This window comes from Tuberibacillus calidus DSM 17572 (assembly GCF_000430685.1).
Taxonomy (GTDB): domain Bacteria; phylum Bacillota; class Bacilli; order Bacillales; family Sporolactobacillaceae; genus Tuberibacillus; species Tuberibacillus calidus.
Genome location: NZ_AUMM01000011.1, coordinates 1 through 18,638, shown reverse-complemented (window position 1 = coordinate 18,638; position 18,638 = coordinate 1). Strand labels below are relative to the sequence as shown.

Sequence of the window (18,638 nt, the reverse complement as noted above, 5' to 3'; positions counted from 1 at the left end):
GTTTGTAGAGCATAGGTTCCTTTATTGGATAGGCATCAGTTGGTTGATGGATTCTTGGGCGTCCCTTATTTGTTGAAGCGCTTCTGCATCAAAGGTGAGACTTTGTTCCTGCTCTCTGCGCAAGGTCTCAAGATCGTTAAGGGCATGGGCGCGGTCTTTCTCTAACGTATTTTTAAAGATGATTTCATAATGCTGCAGAGTTTCCTCGGTATTTTGCGAAAGGACGTGATCGATGGCCTTTGAAAGAACGAGCTGCATCGCTTCACGCATTCGGCTCTTGCCATCCGCTTCAAAAAATTGTTTCGGATTTTTAAAGTGTTTAAAACAAGCTTCAAAGGGCAAGCGATCCGTCTTTTTTAAAGAAGCGGTAATCTCAGGAGTCTTCCATTCTGGTTTTTCTGGCCATTCGACCGCCCATTCCTCGCCAAGTTGAGCTAAGGCATCTTCGCGATATTCCGCGATCAGTTTCGAGAGCATGGCTTCGGTGCGCAAGTAAGTGGCGCGTATTTCTTGGTCAAGGTCAAAGGAGAGGAATTGCAAGCATTCCTCGAGCGATCGGCTGAGTAAAACTTTTTTAGGTTCTTTTTCGGTCGATGACAAAATCGCCGGGTTGAAAAAACGTGAGAATTCATCAAGAAAACGTTGAATGACGCGCTTTTTAACGTAGAAAAACAATTCCCGAACTTCATTTTGCAACCGAGAAAGGGCACCTTTCGCATCCATTGCCTGTATCACCGATGTCGCATAACGGTAACCTTCAGCCATCCTTTCAAGCACTTGTTCCCGCTCGGTGGCGGAAAGGGCAATCCGTTTCATCGTTTCTTCGAGCACGCGTTTGGCATGTCCAAAGTCGCGCACACCTTGCTCAATCGTTTGCTTTTGCAACCCAAAGCGGACAAATTCGTCCCAGTCATTGTAGAATTTATCAAAACCCGAGGCGGACGATGCATTTTCCCCAGACTCCAACGCTTTCAGGCTAGAGATGCCGTACAAGCGGGCTTGACGAATACCATACGTGTACAACCGTTCCCGAACGTAACGGACAACTTCTTGGGCTTCGTCGGCCGATTGGGCCAAATCAATGGCGTTGACCACAAAAAACATTTTATCTAGTTCAAAGGCCTCTTTCACACGGCCGAGCTGCAGCAAAAATTCTTCGTCCGCTCTTGAAAACGCATGGTTATAATAAGTGATATATACAAGGGCATCGGCATTGCGGATGTAACGAAAGGCCGTATCGGTGTGGCGGGCGTTAATGGAGTCCGCACCGGGCGTATCGACGAGTGAAACACCGCTTTGCGTGAGCGGGCAATCAAAGTAAATATCGGCCATATCCACAAAACACGCTTTTTGCTCTACTGATATAAAAGGCAAAGCTTCAGCAAGTGGCAAAGTGTGGGTGCGGCCGAGGGACCCTTGAGCATCCCGATACCCCTTCGCGACGGCTTTTAGAAAGACCATGTGCCGTGATTCGGTAGCTTGAAGGAGCGCGTTTTCAATAACAGTCGGTAATTCCTCTAAAGCGTCAACCCGTTGTTGGAAGGTTTCAAGAGCTTGGTTCACCTCATCCAATATTGCTTTTTCCGTCTTAAAGTGTATGGCCACTGAACCGTGCGCGTGGTCGCAATCGACCGGCAGAATCCGGTTAATCGTTGCGGTCGTCGGATGGGGTGAAACAGGTAAAACTTTTTGTCCTAACATGGCATTTGCAAAAGACGATTTTCCTGCGCTGAAGGCGCCGAATAAGGCGACCGTATAACGCTGGTTTTTCAGCCGATCAGCGCGTTTTGAAAAGCGCTCGGCAAGGTAAGTGAATCCATTAATCCCGCGAAGGATCTGCTCAGCCTTTCTGAAACGCGCTTCCCAATCCTCCGGGGCTTCTTGAATTTCAGGCGTCGGCATCTCAGAGGGGGTTTCCTCAATGGTCGGGCTTTTCTCAGCCATTGGTTTTTCTTCCATGCGCATGGAGGCGATCATTTCCTCTTGCGCTAAAAAGTCTTCTTCGACAAGATGCCGTTCTTCCTCATTTAAAATAATGGTTCCCTCTAAGATCTCCTCACCGGTTTGAAAGTGAGTATTTTCTTTTTTAAGGGCATCGGCATAAGCGTCAAACTGTTTTAATTGCTCATCCAAGTCCTTCATTTCATTTTCCACAGCTTCTTTAGCTTGATGAATCGGTTGATTGATGAGCGGTGTGAGCTCTTCCAAAAGGTTACGAACCTCTTTTTTCATTTGCTTTTTTAATGTACTTTCGAGAGCTGCCGTATACGTTAAGACATATTGCCCTGTGAGTAAGGCGCCTTTTTCAACATGGTTTTCAATGAGTTCCGGTGAAGCCTCAACGTTTAATGAATAGAGCCGCGTCCGTACGGCCTCATCCATCGATAGATATTTTTTTAAAGGATTGAACAGGCTTTCCGCTGTTTGCCGATTCATTGTCAAAAGAAGTTGATTTAGATTTTGTAAAAGGGCATCCAGCCGGTTCATCCGTTCTTTTTCTACTTTGGCTTTCGTAGAGAAAAAGCCCATTTTAAAATCCGGTTGGCAAGCTTCAATATATTGACGTGCCAGTTCTCGCGTCTCATAGGGCATTAAAATGGCATTGTCGATCGCCTGATCGCCTGCTTTGATGCAGTCATCTAGCCACTGACGTTTACGGGCATGGAGCGTTTCTAATTTTGTTTTTAAAACATCCCGCCGGTAAGTCAGGTGTTCGCGGTCGATCCCATCGAAGGCTTCAGCCATTGCCTTCTCGGCATCACCGTATTGGTTCTTCCACCATTTGATATGATCCTTATAAAGTTTGCGAAGAACAGCCTCCGTTTCAGGTTGCGCTGAGCGTTTGTCGGATAGCGTCTTTAAATAAAAACGAAACGCTTCCCATTCATTTACGGCTAACGAAAGGTCTTTTATCGAAATAAAATGGATGCTCTCCGGTTTAAGTTTCCAGGCGGATAAAGAATCAAAAATGGATTTTTTATAGGCCTCAAAGGAAAGCTCATTTTCCCGATGCTTATCAATTTGGCTGATCACAAGATGATAAGGTTTGTTCATCTCTTCCAAGGTCATGAGAAAACGATAATTTTCCTCAGCTAATACATGATTATAATCAGCCACGTAAAAGATGTGGTCAGCAAGGATGATGGCATCTTCTGTCATTTCCATATGGAGCGGGTCGGTGGAATCGATCCCAGGGGTATCCATCCACTCTAAATCCTCAGGCATGCCTTGATCCGTTTGAATAAACACTTCAAGAACGTCCTGCCCATTTTTGCAGTTTTCCCAAATAGCCCGAACATCGTAGGGTGGTAGAAAGACCGTGCGGGTTTCATCATGACGGGTCAAAACAATTTTCGGCTCACCATAGGCTAACCGGACGACATTCGCGCTCGTTGGAATGGGGCTTGTCGGTAAAAATCGGTCATCCATGAGTGCGTTAATAAGACTTGACTTTCCAGCAGAAAAATGGCCGCTGAAGCCGATGACGAGGTGATTTTCCGCTTTCTTTTGTATTAAACGCTTCATTTGTTTGGCGCGGCGAAGGTCACCTGCATCTCGAAAAAATTTATATAAAGCGTATAAATCCGTCTTTGTTCGCGTTTCCATTTTCAAAGTTTTTGACCACCTTTAATTGTCCTCGTATCGAAAATTTAAGTTTTATAGATTCAAGGATTTAGCCTGAGTCTTTTTTCCCATCGGCCATTCGCTTGCCATCATGCCGAGCAGAATAAAGAAGCCCCCGGCAATTGTCTTGTGCGACATCGGTTCATTTGTAAATAATAATGCGGTGATGGCCGCAAAAACCGGCTCCATAATAAAAATGAGGCCGACATGTGTCGGTGAGGTATACCGTTGAAGAGTCGTTTGCAACAAAAAGGCGCACGCCGTCGCAAAAAGCGCTGTGAATAAACAAGCGAAAAGTACGGCTGGATGAGAAAAAGGGACGATCGAAAATGTCCGGGTCACACCGTCAAGACAAGCGCCACCTATATAGCTTAGAAAGGAGACGGTCGTAAGTTGTATGATTGTTAATCCCATGCTAGAATACTTTATCGTTACTTTCGCCGTCACGATGATGTGCACGCCGAAAGCGATGGCACAAACGAATGCCAGTCCGTCTCCTTTGTTTAGCGTAAAACTTTGCAAATCCGTCAAAAGGTAAAGGCCGACCGTTGCCAACCCCACACCGATGAGCGCTTGCTTTTTCGGCGGTTGTTTTAAAAAGAGCCAAGAAAAGAGCGGGACGAGCACAACAGACAGCCCCGTAATAAAGGCGGTTTTGGATGAGGTTGTATAGACCAAAGCGATCGTCTGCGTTCCGTAACCGACAAATAAAAGAGACCCAAGAAGAAAGCCGCTTAAAAGTAGCCCTTTACTCATTTTTATGGGGTTTTTCTTTCCTGCCCTAAAGGCAAATAACATAAGAAACAAGGCAGCAAACAAAAAGCGAAAGCCGTTAAAGGACAGTGGAGGAATGGCTTGAACGGCATCTTGCACAACCACAAACGTTGAGCCCCAAATAAACGCTACAAATAAGAGCCCTAAATCGGCGAACCATTTTTTATTCATAGGTTTTGCCCTCTTTCCTTCGGTGAATCGCGGTCTTTGCCAATTGGTCTGCTTTCTTGTTCTGGGCACTCGGGATCCACTTGACAAATAACAAATCGAATTGTGTTTCCAATTGTTTAAACTGTTCCAAATAAGGTTGAAAGAGCGAATTTTTCACGTAATGGCGATTCAGTGCGCGGTCAACAATTTGTGAATCTGTGCGCAAGGATACCGATGAAAGCTTTTTGGCAAGGCATAATTTTAAGGCTTGAATGGCTGCAATGAATTCCGCTTCATGATTATTTTTGGCCTCGACGCTAATGGCGTGTTCTTCGACGGTTCCGTCGGAAAGTTTTAAAACGATGCCAATTCCGCTTACACCGCCGCAACCGGCCGAAGCGCCGTCGATATAGACTTCAATCAACGAAGTTCCCCCTCATTCTAATACACCTTATAGAATAACGCATCCTGAAAACTAAGAAAAGAACTTTACCAAAAGTAATATTACCTTATATTGTCAATATATTTAGGTGATTGAATCTTCCGCAATAAAAATGATTCAAAAGGATACAGATGATTCTCTTTATGATACGATAGGGGTAAATGGATCAGACCATTGAAAAAAAGAAAACAGGAGTGGAAAGTCGTGGCAAAACCATTCAAAACGGACATCGAAATTGCTCAAGAAGCAAAACTCGCACCCATTGAAACCATCGCTCGACAACTCGGTTTATCGGATGAAGATTGGGAACCCTATGGAAGATATAAGGGGAAAGTTTCGGCAAGTTTATTAAAGCGCTTACAAAACAAACCGGACGGTAAAGTGGTTTTAGTAACCAGCATCAATCCAACACCAGCTGGTGAAGGAAAATCTACTGTGACCGTTGGGTTGGGACAAGCTTTAAACCGGATTGGGAAAAAAGCGATCATCGCCTTGCGTGAGCCGTCATTGGGACCGAGCATGGGAATGAAGGGCGGAGCAGCGGGAGGTGGCTACTCGCAAATCGTCCCAATGGAGGACATCAATTTACATTTTACAGGAGACATCCACGCCATCACGACCGCTCATAATTTGTTAGCGGCGCTCATCGATAATCATATCCATCGCGGCAACGAACTCAATATCGATCCAAGGCGGATTTTATGGAAACGCGTGATGGACATGAATGACCGAGCTTTACGGCATATCGTCATCGGACTCGGCGGTACAGCCAACGGCGTCCCTCGTGAGGATGGATTCGATATCACGGTCGCTTCAGAAATTATGGCCATTCTTTGTTTATCACTCGACCTCGATGATTTAAAATCCCGGCTGAGTAAAATGGTTGTGGCTTACAACCGCGCGAAACAGCCGGTAACGGTCAAAGACCTTGGCGCGGAAGGAGCCTTAACGCTATTACTAAAGGATGCTATTAATCCAAATCTTGTTCAAACGCTTGAGAACACGCCAGCATTCGTTCACGGCGGGCCTTTTGCCAATATTGCACATGGATGTAATAGTGTTGTAGCGACTAAACTCGCTGCGAAATTAGGGGATTATGTTGTGACAGAAGCCGGTTTTGGTGCTGACCTGGGGGCGGAAAAGTTTCTTGATATAAAAACAAGAGCGGGTGATATCGAACCGAGCGCTGTCGTGATCGTCGTAACGGTCCGCGCTTTAAAAATGCATGGCGGTCTAGCAAAAGACCAACTGAAGGTGGAGGATTTGAAGGCTTTGGAAAAAGGGATGGCCAATGTGGAAAAACATATCGAAACCATCGAAGCGTTTGGACTTCCCTATGTCGTTGCTATCAATCGCTTTATCACAGACACCCCGAATGAAATCGCGTTTATACAGGAATGGTGTACATCTCGGGGCATAGAAAATGCCGTCGCCAATGTTTGGGAAGAAGGTGGCAAAGGTGGCGAAGCACTTGCCCATGCTGTCGTTGAAGTGGTCAACGAAAAACGAAATGCCTTTACACCGATTTATGACCTTGATATGGATGTGAAAACAAAAATCAAAACGATTACACAAAAGGTTTATGGTGGTGCCGATGTCGAGTTTTCTTCACTCGCTTTAAAACAATTAAAAGAAATTGAGGCAAACGGATGGGGACATCTGCCGGTCTGTATGGCGAAAACCCAATATTCTTTATCTGATGACCCGTCTAAAATAGGAAGACCGAAAGATTTTATCATTCATGTCCGTGAGTTAAGACCGCGAATCGGCGCCGGGTTTATCGTTGCGCTAACGGGTGATATCATGACGATGCCGGGATTGCCCAAAAAACCAGCTGCTTTAAATATGGACATCACAGCCGACGGTGTCATAACTGGTCTTTTCTAAACATTCTATTGTAAAATAGGGTAAGTCTGTCATCCATCATAAAGGAGGTATGATCTGATGTCTATGGCTTATGAAGAATACATGAGAGAAATTGTCAAACCGATGCGAGAAGAATTGACGAATGCTGGTTTTAAAGAACTCAAAACTCCCGAGGAAGTGGACGAGTATATGGCACAAGCTGAAGGCACGACGCTTGTCGTCGTCAATTCAGTTTGTGGCTGCGCAGCCGGTTTAGCGAGACCAGCCGTTGTCAAATCGCTCGATTATAAAGTAAAACCTGAGCATTTAGTGACCGTTTTTGCCGGTCAAGATCGTGAAGCAACCGCTCGCATGCGCGAGTATTTTGGAGATATCGAACCCTCATCACCATCCTTCGCCATTTTAAAAGGCAATCAAGTGGTGCACTTTATTCCGCGCGATGACATAGAGGATGAGGATTTGGAAACGATTGTAGCAAACTTGCAAAAAGCCTATGAAGAACATTGCGGACAATAACCTTTAAGTCATTTTTGTGTTGAGGCTGACTAAAAAAGGGATGCGCGGCAATTGAGAAGAAGGGAAACGCCATTCCTAGGTCAGCCTTTTTTACAAATAAGTAAGTATAAAATATTTTCAGGCGAGCATAGGGTCAATGATCGCTTTACCTACAATCTTTTTGGTTTCATAGCTAAGTAAGCATTATCGCAGGCACGATGATTGATTTTTAAGGCATTTCTTTGTAGGGTGATGATAAAATGTTGAACCGAGCACAAAAGGAGCTTATTATATCAAAGCTTCAAAGCTATTTTTATGATGAAAGACATGAGGAATTGGGACTGATCGGAGCGGAAAACCTTTATGCTTTCTTTATCGATCACATTGCACCTCTCGTATATAACCAAGCCTTACGCGATGTCAGACAAATGCTGGAACAACAATGGACTTCTATTGACGAAGAATTGTATGTGCTGGAAAAGCCAATTGATAAAAGGTAATATATTGGGTTATAATGATATTTTGGATTAAGACAGGCATATTTTTAGGTGATGATGGAGGCTAGACACAATGAGTAAACCATATCGAGTATTGCTTTACTATAAATACGTGCCGATCGATGACCCGGAAACCTTTACGGCGGAACATTTGGCGTTTTGTAAGGAACTTGGTGTCAAAGGGCGCATTCTTATTTCTTCAGAAGGCATTAACGGCACGCTATCTGGAACGGTCGAACAAACCGACCGCTATATGAAAGCTTTAAGAGACGATCCCCGTTTTTCAGATATTGTCTTCAAAATCGATGAAGCGGATGGCCATGCTTTCAAAAGAATTTCCGTACGCCATCGCAAAGAAATCGTTTCATTGAAATTAGAAGAGGATATCAACCCGAATGAACTGACCGGAAAGCATTTATCCCCGAAAGAATTCTATGAAGCGTTGCAAGATGATGACGTCGTCGTCATCGATGCCCGGAATACGTATGAGCATCAAATTGGACATTTTCGCGGCGCGATTTTACCGGATATTGATGCCTTCAGAGAATTGCCGAAATGGGTTGAGGAGCATTTAGCAGATAAAAAGGATAAAAAAATCTTAGCGTATTGCACAGGCGGCATTCGCTGTGAGAAATTTACCGGCTATTTAATCAAACAAGGTTTTAAAGATGTTAACCAGCTTCACGGCGGCATCATTGAATATGGAAAAGACCCGGAAGTTAAAGGGCGCCTTTATGATGGGAAATGCTATGTGTTTGACAGCCGAATTGCGGTTCCCGTCAATCAAACCGATGAAGACGTCATTGTCGGTCAATGCCATTATTGCGGGAAGCGTGAGGATCGCCTGATCAATTGTGCTAATCCTGAATGCAACCGACAATTTATTTGCTGCACCGATTGTGAAGATAAATACTGGCATTCATGTTCCGATACGTGTCGTGAACATCCGAATAACCGATATGTCATCAAGCACAAACAAGAACAAAAACAATTGCAGCAAGTAAACGGCTGATTCCGTCGCGGGCCGAGTCAAAGCGTCATTCACCAATAATGAGAAACATTCACCAATAATGAGAAATTTTTCGCTTAACGACACTGGCGAATTCCGAATTGTACCACTAGACAAAAGCGCTCGTATTGAACGAAGGATATTCTGCCAGTGTCGCCTTCAACAAGTTACTTATAAAAAAAGCGACCATGCTGGGGGTCATTTCATTGAAAAAGTTTTTATGCGAGCATTTTAAAATGGTACGCTTTTTTTATGGTCGAAATGGAACCTAGATAATTCCATTTCCCGTAAATGCGTATCATTTATGCGGCCTCTTGCTCATGAAATGATATGCTTTTTCAAATTGCTTATCATTTTGCTGACCAACTGGCCTCAAAATGATATGCTTTTTATATTTTTGGTCGAAATAGCTCCCAGATAACTCCATTTTTCGCGATTGCGTATTATTTACGGGGCTTCCAGCTCATGAAATGATATGCTTTTTCAAATTGCGTATCATTTGTCTGATTGATCGGCTTCAAAATAATATGCCTTTTTTGTTTTTGGCCGAAATGGAACCCAGAAAATCCCATTTCTCGCGATTGCGTATTATTTTCGGGAATCCCAGCCCATGAAATATAACGCTTTTTCAGATTGCGTAACATTTGCCTCACTGATCTACTTCAACATGTAATGGTCGCTAAAGTACTCCCAGAACCGTTATACAAAGCACTATAAATGGGTTGTGCTTCGACGATTTGTACCTTTGCGCTCCGATGTCCAACCGTTGATGCGGGAATGGAGAAGGACATAGAGATGGGCAACATTAATTCTCGTGGCACGATCCATAATAAAGGCGGAACGGGTGGCCCCCGGTCGTCTAAATTTATTTAACGTTGCAATGATGCCTTCAGCGGTTTGAATCCCAACTCCATGCCCATAGTAGCGGCCATTTGGGAGGACGACCGCGTTTTCACCTTGCCACCAGGGTGTTCTCGGATTCACTTGTGGATTTTTAAAATAAATAATGTCACCCGGAATGCCGCCCGCTTCAACAGGCTCGATAATCAGTGGCAAATGCGGTTCCTCATGCCAATCCCAAAGATAAAGGTGGCGATATAAACGATTAAACGCTTCATCCCCAATCGTCCGGTTTACCCCTTTTAAAAGGATAATGACCATTGCGGTTGCGCATTCAAAGGCATACTGCCTGCTATTATTAAAGATGTCACGAATGGCGTGACTCGGTTGTACGTTTGGCTTGAGGAGGAAACCGCCTTCGTGACTTAATTGCCAGTACTCTGGATTGCATTTAGAGCCGTAAAAGGTGGCAAACCGTACATCACTCTCCGCTAACTTTACAGCTGCATCAATAATAGCCGCCCGAAGATGAACAGAAAAGGTGAATAATTCCGCATTCGGATAATTAAACACTTCTTGACTCGTTGACATCGCTTGCAAAATGCTTTGATAACGTTCCGATGAACCAACAAGCTGCATGGCCGTACTCACGTCAATCGGTTGATAGTTCATGATGATCATAAGGGCCACCCTCTTTGCTGCAGTATGGTGACTTGTGTATTCAGTGGCTCGGCTATCCATTGGTACCATAACCCGCGGTTTGTCCGCCTTAATTGTAATGAATAGGCGGAAAGTTGTTTTTGAAAATGTAAGGGGAGCGCTTGAAAATCTTGATATCGCTTTTCGAATGATTCACCGAGCGGGTAAAGAAAGGATCCGGATGTGTGATCGATGGGAATCCCAAGATATTTGGCAGGGTAATGGATTCGAAAAGGTTCAGGATGCGGATGGGAATCATTCGTTTCGTACGTATAGATCAAATAATCCCGATTTTCCTCGAGCCAAGTTAAAACGCGGCTTTCACTCTCCAACGGAGGGGTGCTGACGACATCCGGGATAAAACTTAAGATGGATTTGGCAAAGGCAATATCTTTGGCGTCTTTTGAACGCAAATATTTCGCCACATAAATCAAGCCAATCGGATTCGCGGCATTGTAAAAAGTCGAAAGGATATAATGGCGTTGACCACCTGAACGGTTCCGGTAAAATAAAATGTCAACGATGTCTTGCAAGCAATCGTGGTGAAAATGATGTAACAGAAGATCACAGGCATGATCAATGACATATGGGTATTGGCTGTCGACGGTTTCCAACCCCCCGCTCCTAATCATCCATTCAAAGCATTCCACACAATAATGATATTGATCAAGTAAATCCATGCCTTCAATGATACCGAATGGATCACCATTTAACACAGAAAAAATATGGTTGATCGCCATCTGGTGTTTCACTGTCAAATTGTCGTGAACGTCCGCTAATTCGGGTGCGAGTGAATACAAAATAGGAAAAGCGATGTCCGGATCATTGATCCACTCGAAGGCCGCTTCTCCGTTTTCTCGCAACAAGTCCGTCCAAGTCGTGCGGAGGCCATCCCAATCGCGGCTTTTATAGCGTTTGATAAGCGGATTGATTGCTCTTTCGTTAGGATGGGTCAATTTTTTCACCACCTATCAGAGAATGGTCTTTTTCATTCTTATGATGAAAAATGAGGGATCATGTACGAAAAAAAGATGGACGCCCCGAAAGGTATCCATTTATGGTGCGATTTTTTTCGCCATTTATGCTTGTAAGAAATGATGTTTTTTTCAAGCTAGCATAAGCGCAACGAAGGCTCCACCTTACTTAAAAGGCTAGGTGGAGCCTGGTTTTCTTTATTATTTTCTTTTTAAAAAGTTACGGACTTAAAAAGTTACGGACGCGCTCGATGATATCGCTTCGGTCGTAGGTATGGTAGAGCAGGGAGACGAGTCGTACGGGATCGCCAAAGAAATACCGTTCATAAAGTTCTTCCCGCGTTGCAAAAGCGCTCATCGAGATGTCCCAAGCAAGGCGAAATAGCCGGACTTTTTCTTCCCCATTACCTTTTGCCGACTGTAGATAATGCCGTAAATCATCTCCAATAGGGGAGCGGAAATCACTTTCTGTCGGTATGGAAACAAGACCGCTCGCACCAATCGTTTTGATGATTTCAATCAACCGAGGATACGTCTTCGCAAAATAAATGCCGGCAACCTGAAGCGGCTTCCAATCCGGGACCATGACACCAAAGGCATTCAAAGCGGCATTTTTTTCGGAACTGTAAACGAGACCTTTCAGCGTTTCCAAAGCTATAATGACTTCGGAGACTTTTTCGTGAATATGCTGATATTCTCCAATATTGATTTCATCAATCATGGCTTGTATCAAGCCCAAAAGAAATTCAACTTTAGCGATGTTTTTGTTAATGACTTGGTGTGACGTCAAAGGGTAGAAGTGACTGTCATGATAGATGCGATTATTTACATCAATATTGCCATGCAAAAAGACGCGTTCCCATGGCACAAGTACGTGGTCAAAGAGGACGATCGTATCCATTTCCTCAAAGCGGCTACTTAAAGGGTGATCGAAACGCGATTCGCCTCCGACGAAAGACTCCCGGCAAACAAAAGTAAGGCCGGGGGTGTTGTTCGGGATGGCAAACGCATAGGCCATGGATTCGCTAGCTTTAATATAAGGAAGTCTCGCACCAGAAGGAAAAACGAGTAATTCGTCAGTTGTTGCGCCCTGCGTTGCGAGTAGCCGCGCGCCATGGACGATAATGCCTTCATCTGTTTGATCAATCATCCGGGCGCCGATAATCGGGCCATCCGTTTCGCTATAAAATTGCGAGCGATTAACTTGTGGCATAATAAAAGTGTGAGTTAGAGTCAAGTCGTTTTCCATGGCGTATTTATAATAGTTTAAAAGATTTTCAGCCGATTGTTCATCTTCCCCTTTCAAAATGTCAGAAGCAGTGCCAAGGGCCATGAGAGCCGTGTTCATGTAATCTGGGGATCGTCCTAACATGCCGCAGCTTTCCGTCGCCCAGATTCGAACCGCTTCCCGCCTTAATTCCAAATCTTCCTTAGTTCTGGGCGGAATGTAAGCTCTACCAACAGGGTTTCCGGTATATTCGGACGGGCCGGTTAAAATGTCTTTCGTTTCCGGTGCGGTTTGAAGATCGAATAAACGGGCGGTTTCATGCATGACGCCTTTAAAGGCCGGGTGTTCAGAGAGTTTGCCGGTCACTTTGCGGCCGTTATACCAAATGTTGGCGGAAAGGGCATCAATGCGGTCGATATACTGTTTGCCGTTTATAGCTGGCACCTTTTTCACCTCGATTAGACGTATTCATGATAGTTTAAGTCGCAATGCGCTGTTGTGTGAAATCGATTCTTCTCATTTAGGCCCAATTTGTTATACTGGAAAGTGAATTTGATGGAGGTGCGGGAATTGAAAACCTTTCAGAGCGGAGATATCGTGGCCGTAAGAAGTAAAACGGGCGAATATGTCGCCAAGTTCTTATCCTATCGAAATGAAAAATATGCCGTCGTGGAAATTCTCGCCGTGTTAAAACATCCGACACAAGGCGATCTTCATTTTCCCAACCGAGTGGATGTACCATTATTCCATCAGCGAAGGGCTCATGCCTTTAGGGAAAAAGTGGTTGTCAATCATCATGCCATCACAAGCTTTGATGGAGAAATTCCGGATTACGAGTCTTCATTAAAGAAAGCTGTCGAGGACAAAATCGCCGCGCTCGAGGTGAAAGGTAATGAATGGGCGCAAAAATCGATCGCATTAATTAAAGATTTAGAGAAAGATTATTTTCAAGGAAAGAAGGGAATGTAAGTGAGGCAGTACTTGGATTTATGTCAGCGGATATTAAACGAAGGCCATGAAAAAGCTGACCGAACAGGAACTGGAACCATAAGCATCTTCGGGCATCAAATGCGGTTTTCTTTACAAGAGGGCTTTCCGCTTTTAACAACAAAAAAACTTCATGTTAGGTCTATTATTCATGAACTCATTTGGTTTTTACGCGGGGAGACGAACATCCGTTATCTTAAGGAGAATGGCGTGTCAATTTGGGATGAATGGGCGGACGAAGAAGGCAATCTCGGTCCGATTTACGGACATCAATGGCGGTCATGGCCAGGAAAAAGTGGTGAGACGATCGACCAAATCGCACAAGTGGTAGAAGAAATCCGAAAAAATCCTAACTCCAGGCGACTCGTCGTCACCGCTTGGAATCCCGCTGACATACCCGAGATGGCTTTGCCGCCTTGTCATTGCCTTTTTCAGTTCTATGTCCAAGATGGACGTCTGTCATGCCAGCTTTACCAACGAAGCGGTGACGTGTTTCTTGGGGTGCCATTTAACATCGCCTCCTATGCGCTATTAACGCATATGATCGCACACGTGACGGGGCTTCAAGTCGGGGATTTTATTCATACGTTAGGCGATGCTCATATTTATTTAAATCATTTGGATCAAGTGCGTCTTCAGCTCACACGCGATCCGCGTCCCTTACCAAAGCTCGTGATTCATCGCCAGGTTGACAATCTTTTTGATTTTAAATATGAGGATTTCTCCATTGTCGATTACCACCCGCATCCTCATATAAAAGGTGAGGTATCGGTATGATTTCCTTTTTATTAGCGATGGACGAGCATGGCACAATCGGTAAAGACAATCAATTGCCGTGGCATTTACCTAATGATTTGAAGCATTTTAAAAAATTAACGATGGGACATGCCATCATTATGGGGCGAAAAACTTTTCAATCCATTGGTCAGGCGCTCCCGGGTCGACGGAATATCGTGTTGACGCGCAATCCGAACTTTCATGCGGAAGGTTGTGAAGTATACCATACCCCTCAAGCTATTCTTAACGAACTTCCTGCAGATGAAGAGGCATTTGTTATCGGTGGCGCGCAAGTGTTTGAAGCTTTTAAGGACGTTGCGGCCCGCATGTATATCACGCGGATTGAACATACTTTTGCAGGGGACACCACATTTACTTTCAATCCGAACGAGTGGACGCTTGTTTCGGATACCCCTGGCACTGTCGATGAAAAAAACCGCTATCCACACCGCTTTCTCGTCTATGAAAAGAAACGGTGAACGATAAGACTCGAAACCGTCTCGGTTGAACGGGCGGGTGCAGTCTTTTACTTCTTTAAAAGGTTTAAGGTAGCCTTCAGACGTCTTTGTGAAATAACAGAGACGATGAAGGCTTTTCTTGTCTCGCAAGGTGCGCGATGTGAAACTATTTTTTCCGCTATATCCGCGAAAAATCCTCAAATCACGCCAATCACAGAAAATCCGGCTCCGGCATATTTTATTAAAAAGCGTGCGAACGCGAGATGGAGTTGATACCGTGGCCGTTTATCCGATCACTGTTCTATTCATCTATTTAACGGTCGGTCTTGTGATGGGACTGTTGCTTGGTTTTGCGCCTGACCAAAGGCATCGCTGTCCGTTAAAACACCGTCTCACATTGTTTCTCATACTCCTTTTTGCTTGGCTTCCGGTGTCCGTTGCTGCTGTTACCTTTGTGCCAGTCATTCAAGTCTGTGTTAAATCCCATGTTTAAGAGGGAGAAGAGGTCAACCCTTAACAAGATAGGGTTGGCTTTTTGTTGTACCGGTTAGAAAGTCTGGAAAAGCACAGGTAGGAAGATGGCAACAAAGGCTCTCTCTTAACCGAGCTTGGCAGAGCAAAGTTCTCTGCAGGGGTTTCAAAAAAATTTTATGAAAGGATCCATAACCGTGTTAGGGTGTTGTGAAATCTATCTCACGAGCGTCATTAATCCGTTGATTTCCTTGTGGCCCAAAACGTTGTTTTCCCGTATAAGAAAAGCCTATCTTTTCGATGAAACTTGGGTGATCGAAAGACCACAATTAAAAGAGGTCATGAACGAGGAAAAAATGGTGCCGGATCGTTACATCATTTTTCCTGATTCGGCGGATAGTGATCTCATTGTAGGGATTTTAAATCGGGAAACCGGAGTTGGTCTGTTTAATGAAAGGATCGTTTCAGCGGAGAAAATCCCTTTTGCGGAAATCGTTCGCCTTCCATCATGCCGCGACGCTGATGATTCACACCTCTTGTTTTTAAAGGATAAAGAACGGTCAGCACTCCATACGGCCAAAACGAAATTATTGGAGGCCAGAAAATATAACGATGCCATTCGCCAGGTTTATGATGGCGCGATCCAGGAAAGGGAAGTCAAACCTTTCAGTGAGGCGATCTTAACGGAGTTGCTTCCGAAATCGATGAAAAAGAATAAAAAAACCGCTACCGATGCCGCATACTTTGGCACGAATGGCGGGGATGGTCCGACGTTCATCGGCCGGTTTCCGATTCCAGTAGAGCGTTATTTTATCATTAAAAGTGAAAATTCTACATTCCCTTCTCAATTGTTAAGCCGCCTCGTGGATCGAGCCACGGAACAAGGGTACGACTTGTTGCTTTATCATTGTCCTTTCTATCCGGATGAATGGGATGGCGTCATTCTCTCAGAAATAAAAACTGCCGTCGTTGAAAGTCGCTCGCCCCATGAGATCGAGCCGCTTCACCCGCATGACAAAGTGATCTCATGCGTAGGATTGTTTCAAAATCGTTATCATCTTTTTAATTATGCTATGGAATTAAGGGAATGGGAAGCAAAATATAAACAATATATGCGGCAAGCCGTGATGGCTTTAAGGGAGTATGGAAAATATAAACGCTTGCAAATGTTTGGGTATTCACATTTACCTCAGCTCTCTCACTTATTACACTTAATCGATGAAAAATAAGTCGGGGCATACGCACGAATGCCCCGCATGAGCCCATGAGCATACTTCAAATAACCAAAACATCAGAGTTCAATCGGGTTGACATTCTCTTTGCCAGTGAGATGGGTAAGAAATTCCGTCAACAATTCGATTTCGCGCTCGATGTCGGCCAAACTGACCGTCTCAACAGGGGAATGCATATAGCGAAGCGGCAGAGAAACAAGAGCAACCGGGACCCCTGTACCGGTTAATCGCATTTTATCGGCATCTGTTCCTGTTGCACTTGGTGTTAATTCATATTGGACGGATATTCCTAAGCGACTAGCCGCTTCCTCGAGCCATTCATTAATCTTTACGTTAATCGGAGCTCCTTTAGCAAGCACTGGACCGCCGTCGAGTTTGACATCCCCATGCTTTTCGCGGTTGACACCGGGATAATCCGTCGCAAAGGTCACATCACAAGCAATGGCCAATGTCGGCTTTACTTTAGAGGTGGCAAAATAGGCGCCGCCCATGTTGGTCTCTTCATTGACAGTGCTTACGGCATAGACGCCGACCGCAACGCCTTTTTCGGCGCAATTCCTCAATACTTCTGCCACAATAAAGGCACCGGTGCGGTTATCTAACCCTCTTCCGGTCAGACGGCCATTGGCTAAAACTTCTGGTTCTCTTCTATAAATAATGGGATCCCCGATGGTGATAAAGTTTTCAATATCTCTTTTCGATTTGGCCCCACAATCAATATAAAGATCCTCAACATCGAAGTCATCTTTGGCCCCGCCGTGATGCTCGGCAATCACACCGAAGACACCTGTCAATGTTTTCGTTTTGCCGAGGACATCGACTTTCATTCCTAAAGCAGGTTTTGCGCTGATTCCGCCTAATTTTTCCACCCGGATAAAACCATTCTCATCGATCTGCTTGACGACCCAAGCAATTTCATCACAATGGCCGGCTAGGAGGACTTTAAAGTCACTCTTAGGGTTGAGTGAGGCGATGACATTGCCCGCTGCATCCGTTTCAATGTGGTGCGCAAAGGGTTTCACATAAGACAGCCACTTTTTCTGAATCGCCACTTCTTGACCTGATGGGGAAGGGGTTCTAAGTAAGTCCAACAGGAATTCTTGGTTGATCATTTCGCCACCTCATTCACGTTGTTGTAAAAAAAGCGTATTATCACTATCTTTTTTATAACAATAACTTTATCATAAGCCTTTTAAAATATATAATAGAAACCGTATAATTTGCGCAAACATTAAACCTATACTATTTTTCGATGATCTCCGTTCAAAGGGGAGTTGGAAGTGATGATGGAACAAGAGAATCAAACATACCCATTCTCAGACGCGGACCGAAACCATTTTCATATTTTCACGAATTACTTCGCGGAAATGCTCTCCCGCCACCGTTTGGAAGACGGTTTATTTACATATGTGTCGCCTTCAGCTATCAACCTGATTAACGTCTCACCCGAAGAACTCTATCACCACACATTTTATGATTTCATTCACCCCGATGATGTACAAGGCGTTCAAATGCGTTTTTTAAATCCCTATGAGCATTCGGGAAAAGTTTTGTATCGCCTGCGCCGAAAAGAAGGCGACTATATTTGGGTGGAAACCGACTTCGTGAAAGGGGATAAACTTGCTTCCGATATGGATTTTGATGAAGGGGAATGTTTTTGTGTCACGCGAGATGTTGCTCATTTCAAGATTGCGGAAGAAGATGTGAAAATCAGTGAAGAAAAATACCGCACTCTAGTAGAACATTTTCACGATACAATAGGCATCCTGACATCATCGGGAAATATTGTTTACTTAGGGTCTACTGAATAACAAAAAAATGTTGATTTAACAAGGGTTTTTCACTTTTTTGTCGAATTTATATGCAAGGGTATGATTCGGAAACTCATCAAAAACCTTGCACTTGGAGGGACTAACTTTGTACGAACATCATGCCGATCAACTCATCCTGCCACATGAATTTTTCCTGCCGTTTGGTGGACAATTAAATCCCAATAACCGTTGGGTGGTCTTGTCTAACCTCATCCCCTGGTCAAAAGCTGAAAAAGAATATGTCAAGTCACTGGGAGACGTCAGGCAAGGACACAAGGCCTTTTCGGTTCGTTTGGCACTTGGT

Annotated in this window: 17 protein-coding genes and 1 pseudogene; 11 read left to right on the top strand and 7 right to left on the bottom strand. The window is 44.4% G+C overall.

The genetic code is table 11. From position 1 onward, the window contains the following. Positions 1 to 21: 21 nt before the first annotated feature. Genes H532_RS0104185 through H532_RS0104175 form a run of 3 tightly spaced genes read right to left on the bottom strand, consistent with a single transcriptional unit; the run spans position 22 to position 4,972 of the window. Positions 22 to 3,606, bottom strand: a complete 3,585-nt coding sequence (locus tag H532_RS0104185) for a dynamin family protein (RefSeq protein ID WP_245566403.1) — start codon at positions 3,604 to 3,606, stop codon at positions 22 to 24. A 51-nt stretch (positions 3,607 to 3,657) separates the two neighbouring features. Continuing rightward, a complete protein-coding gene (locus H532_RS0104180; RefSeq protein ID WP_027724456.1) occupies positions 3,658 to 4,569 on the bottom strand; it encodes a DMT family transporter in 912 nt (303 codons plus the stop codon). Beyond that, positions 4,562 to 4,972: a ribonuclease HI family protein gene (locus H532_RS0104175; RefSeq protein ID WP_027724455.1), complete on the bottom strand. Its 411-nt coding sequence runs from the start codon at positions 4,970 to 4,972 to the stop codon at positions 4,562 to 4,564. Before H532_RS0104175 ends, H532_RS0104180 begins: the two co-directional genes overlap by 8 nt. A gap of 222 nt (positions 4,973 to 5,194) precedes the next feature. Between H532_RS0104175 and H532_RS0104170 the strand changes: the two genes are divergently transcribed. From H532_RS0104170 to trhO, 4 genes are all read left to right on the top strand, one after another. Further along, a complete protein-coding gene (locus H532_RS0104170; RefSeq protein WP_027724454.1) occupies positions 5,195 to 6,877 on the top strand; it encodes a formate--tetrahydrofolate ligase in 1,683 nt (560 codons plus the stop codon). A gap of 57 nt (positions 6,878 to 6,934) precedes the next feature. Further along, positions 6,935 to 7,372: a BrxA/BrxB family bacilliredoxin gene (locus tag H532_RS0104165; protein WP_027724453.1), complete on the top strand. Its 438-nt coding sequence runs from the start codon at positions 6,935 to 6,937 to the stop codon at positions 7,370 to 7,372. A 239-nt stretch (positions 7,373 to 7,611) separates the two neighbouring features. Further along, positions 7,612 to 7,851 (top strand): DUF2164 domain-containing protein, encoded by a 240-nt coding sequence (locus tag H532_RS0104160; protein ID WP_027724452.1) that lies wholly within the window; start codon positions 7,612 to 7,614, stop codon positions 7,849 to 7,851. Between the two features lie 70 nt (positions 7,852 to 7,921). Beyond that, positions 7,922 to 8,860 (top strand): oxygen-dependent tRNA uridine(34) hydroxylase TrhO, encoded by a 939-nt coding sequence (gene trhO / locus H532_RS0104155; protein WP_027724451.1) that lies wholly within the window; start codon positions 7,922 to 7,924, stop codon positions 8,858 to 8,860. Positions 8,861 to 9,568: 708 nt separating this feature from the next. Here the strand turns inward: trhO and H532_RS0104135 are convergent. The 3 genes from H532_RS0104135 to hpaB form a co-directional block, all read right to left on the bottom strand. Then, positions 9,569 to 10,378 carry a protein-glutamine gamma-glutamyltransferase gene (locus H532_RS0104135; RefSeq protein WP_027724449.1) on the bottom strand — a complete coding sequence of 270 codons (810 nt, stop codon included), beginning with the start codon at positions 10,376 to 10,378 and terminating at the stop codon, positions 9,569 to 9,571. Then, a complete protein-coding gene (locus H532_RS0104130; protein WP_027724448.1) occupies positions 10,375 to 11,352 on the bottom strand; it encodes a hypothetical protein in 978 nt (325 codons plus the stop codon). Before H532_RS0104130 ends, H532_RS0104135 begins: the two co-directional genes overlap by 4 nt. A 238-nt stretch (positions 11,353 to 11,590) precedes the next feature. Next, positions 11,591 to 13,042: a 4-hydroxyphenylacetate 3-monooxygenase, oxygenase component gene (hpaB, locus tag H532_RS0104120; protein ID WP_027724447.1), complete on the bottom strand. Its 1,452-nt coding sequence runs from the start codon at positions 13,040 to 13,042 to the stop codon at positions 11,591 to 11,593. Between the two features lie 126 nt (positions 13,043 to 13,168). Here hpaB and kapB point away from each other — a divergent pair, with 126 nt between their 5' ends. From kapB to H532_RS0104095, 5 genes are all read left to right on the top strand, one after another. Further along, the gene (gene kapB / locus H532_RS0104115; protein WP_027724446.1) at positions 13,169 to 13,567 is read left to right on the top strand and encodes a kinase-associated lipoprotein KapB; all 399 of its coding nucleotides are present in this window, start codon (positions 13,169 to 13,171) and stop codon (positions 13,565 to 13,567) included. Next, complete coding sequence (locus H532_RS0104110; protein WP_027724445.1) at positions 13,568 to 14,362, top strand: thymidylate synthase; 795 nt, start codon at positions 13,568 to 13,570, stop codon at positions 14,360 to 14,362. After that, a complete protein-coding gene (locus H532_RS0104105; RefSeq protein ID WP_027724444.1) occupies positions 14,359 to 14,841 on the top strand; it encodes a dihydrofolate reductase in 483 nt (160 codons plus the stop codon). Before H532_RS0104110 ends, H532_RS0104105 begins: the two co-directional genes overlap by 4 nt. A gap of 118 nt (positions 14,842 to 14,959) precedes the next feature. Then, positions 14,960 to 15,313: a hypothetical protein gene (locus H532_RS0104100; protein WP_027724443.1), complete on the top strand. Its 354-nt coding sequence runs from the start codon at positions 14,960 to 14,962 to the stop codon at positions 15,311 to 15,313. Between the two features lie 157 nt (positions 15,314 to 15,470). Further along, positions 15,471 to 16,520, top strand: a complete 1,050-nt coding sequence (locus H532_RS0104095; protein ID WP_027724442.1) for a hypothetical protein — start codon at positions 15,471 to 15,473, stop codon at positions 16,518 to 16,520. A 62-nt stretch (positions 16,521 to 16,582) separates the two neighbouring features. Here H532_RS0104095 and H532_RS0104090 read toward each other — a convergent pair whose 3' ends face one another. Next, positions 16,583 to 17,635, bottom strand: a complete 1,053-nt coding sequence (locus H532_RS0104090; RefSeq protein ID WP_038111494.1) for a M20/M25/M40 family metallo-hydrolase — start codon at positions 17,633 to 17,635, stop codon at positions 16,583 to 16,585. A 171-nt stretch (positions 17,636 to 17,806) separates the two neighbouring features. Here H532_RS0104090 and H532_RS0104085 point away from each other — a divergent pair, with 171 nt between their 5' ends. Together H532_RS0104085 and H532_RS17780 are read left to right on the top strand one after the other, a co-directional pair. After that, the gene (locus H532_RS0104085) at positions 17,807 to 18,334 is read left to right on the top strand and encodes a PAS domain-containing protein (RefSeq protein ID WP_027724440.1); all 528 of its coding nucleotides are present in this window, start codon (positions 17,807 to 17,809) and stop codon (positions 18,332 to 18,334) included. A 106-nt stretch (positions 18,335 to 18,440) separates the two neighbouring features. Further along, a pseudogene (locus H532_RS17780) lies at positions 18,441 to 18,638 on the top strand (IS5/IS1182 family transposase); the annotation flags it as partial.

Excerpts from the sequence above, each read along its gene's own strand:
- H532_RS0104185 (WP_245566403.1), bottom strand. The coding sequence starts at position 3,606 with ATGGAAACGCGAACAAAGACGGATTTATACGCTTTATATAAATTTTTT.
- H532_RS0104180 (WP_027724456.1), bottom strand. The coding sequence starts at position 4,569 with ATGAATAAAAAATGGTTCGCCGATTTAGGGCTCTTATTTGTAGCGTTT.
- H532_RS0104165 (WP_027724453.1), top strand. The coding sequence starts at position 6,935 with ATGTCTATGGCTTATGAAGAATACATGAGAGAAATTGTCAAACCGATG.
- H532_RS0104160 (WP_027724452.1), top strand. The coding sequence starts at position 7,612 with ATGTTGAACCGAGCACAAAAGGAGCTTATTATATCAAAGCTTCAAAGC.
- trhO (WP_027724451.1), top strand. The coding sequence starts at position 7,922 with ATGAGTAAACCATATCGAGTATTGCTTTACTATAAATACGTGCCGATC.
- H532_RS0104135 (WP_027724449.1), bottom strand. The coding sequence starts at position 10,378 with ATGATCATCATGAACTATCAACCGATTGACGTGAGTACGGCCATGCAG.
- H532_RS0104105 (WP_027724444.1), top strand. The coding sequence starts at position 14,359 with ATGATTTCCTTTTTATTAGCGATGGACGAGCATGGCACAATCGGTAAA.
- H532_RS0104095 (WP_027724442.1), top strand. The coding sequence starts at position 15,471 with ATGAAAGGATCCATAACCGTGTTAGGGTGTTGTGAAATCTATCTCACG.
- H532_RS0104090 (WP_038111494.1), bottom strand. The coding sequence starts at position 17,635 with ATGATCAACCAAGAATTCCTGTTGGACTTACTTAGAACCCCTTCCCCA.
- H532_RS0104085 (WP_027724440.1), top strand. The coding sequence starts at position 17,807 with ATGATGGAACAAGAGAATCAAACATACCCATTCTCAGACGCGGACCGA.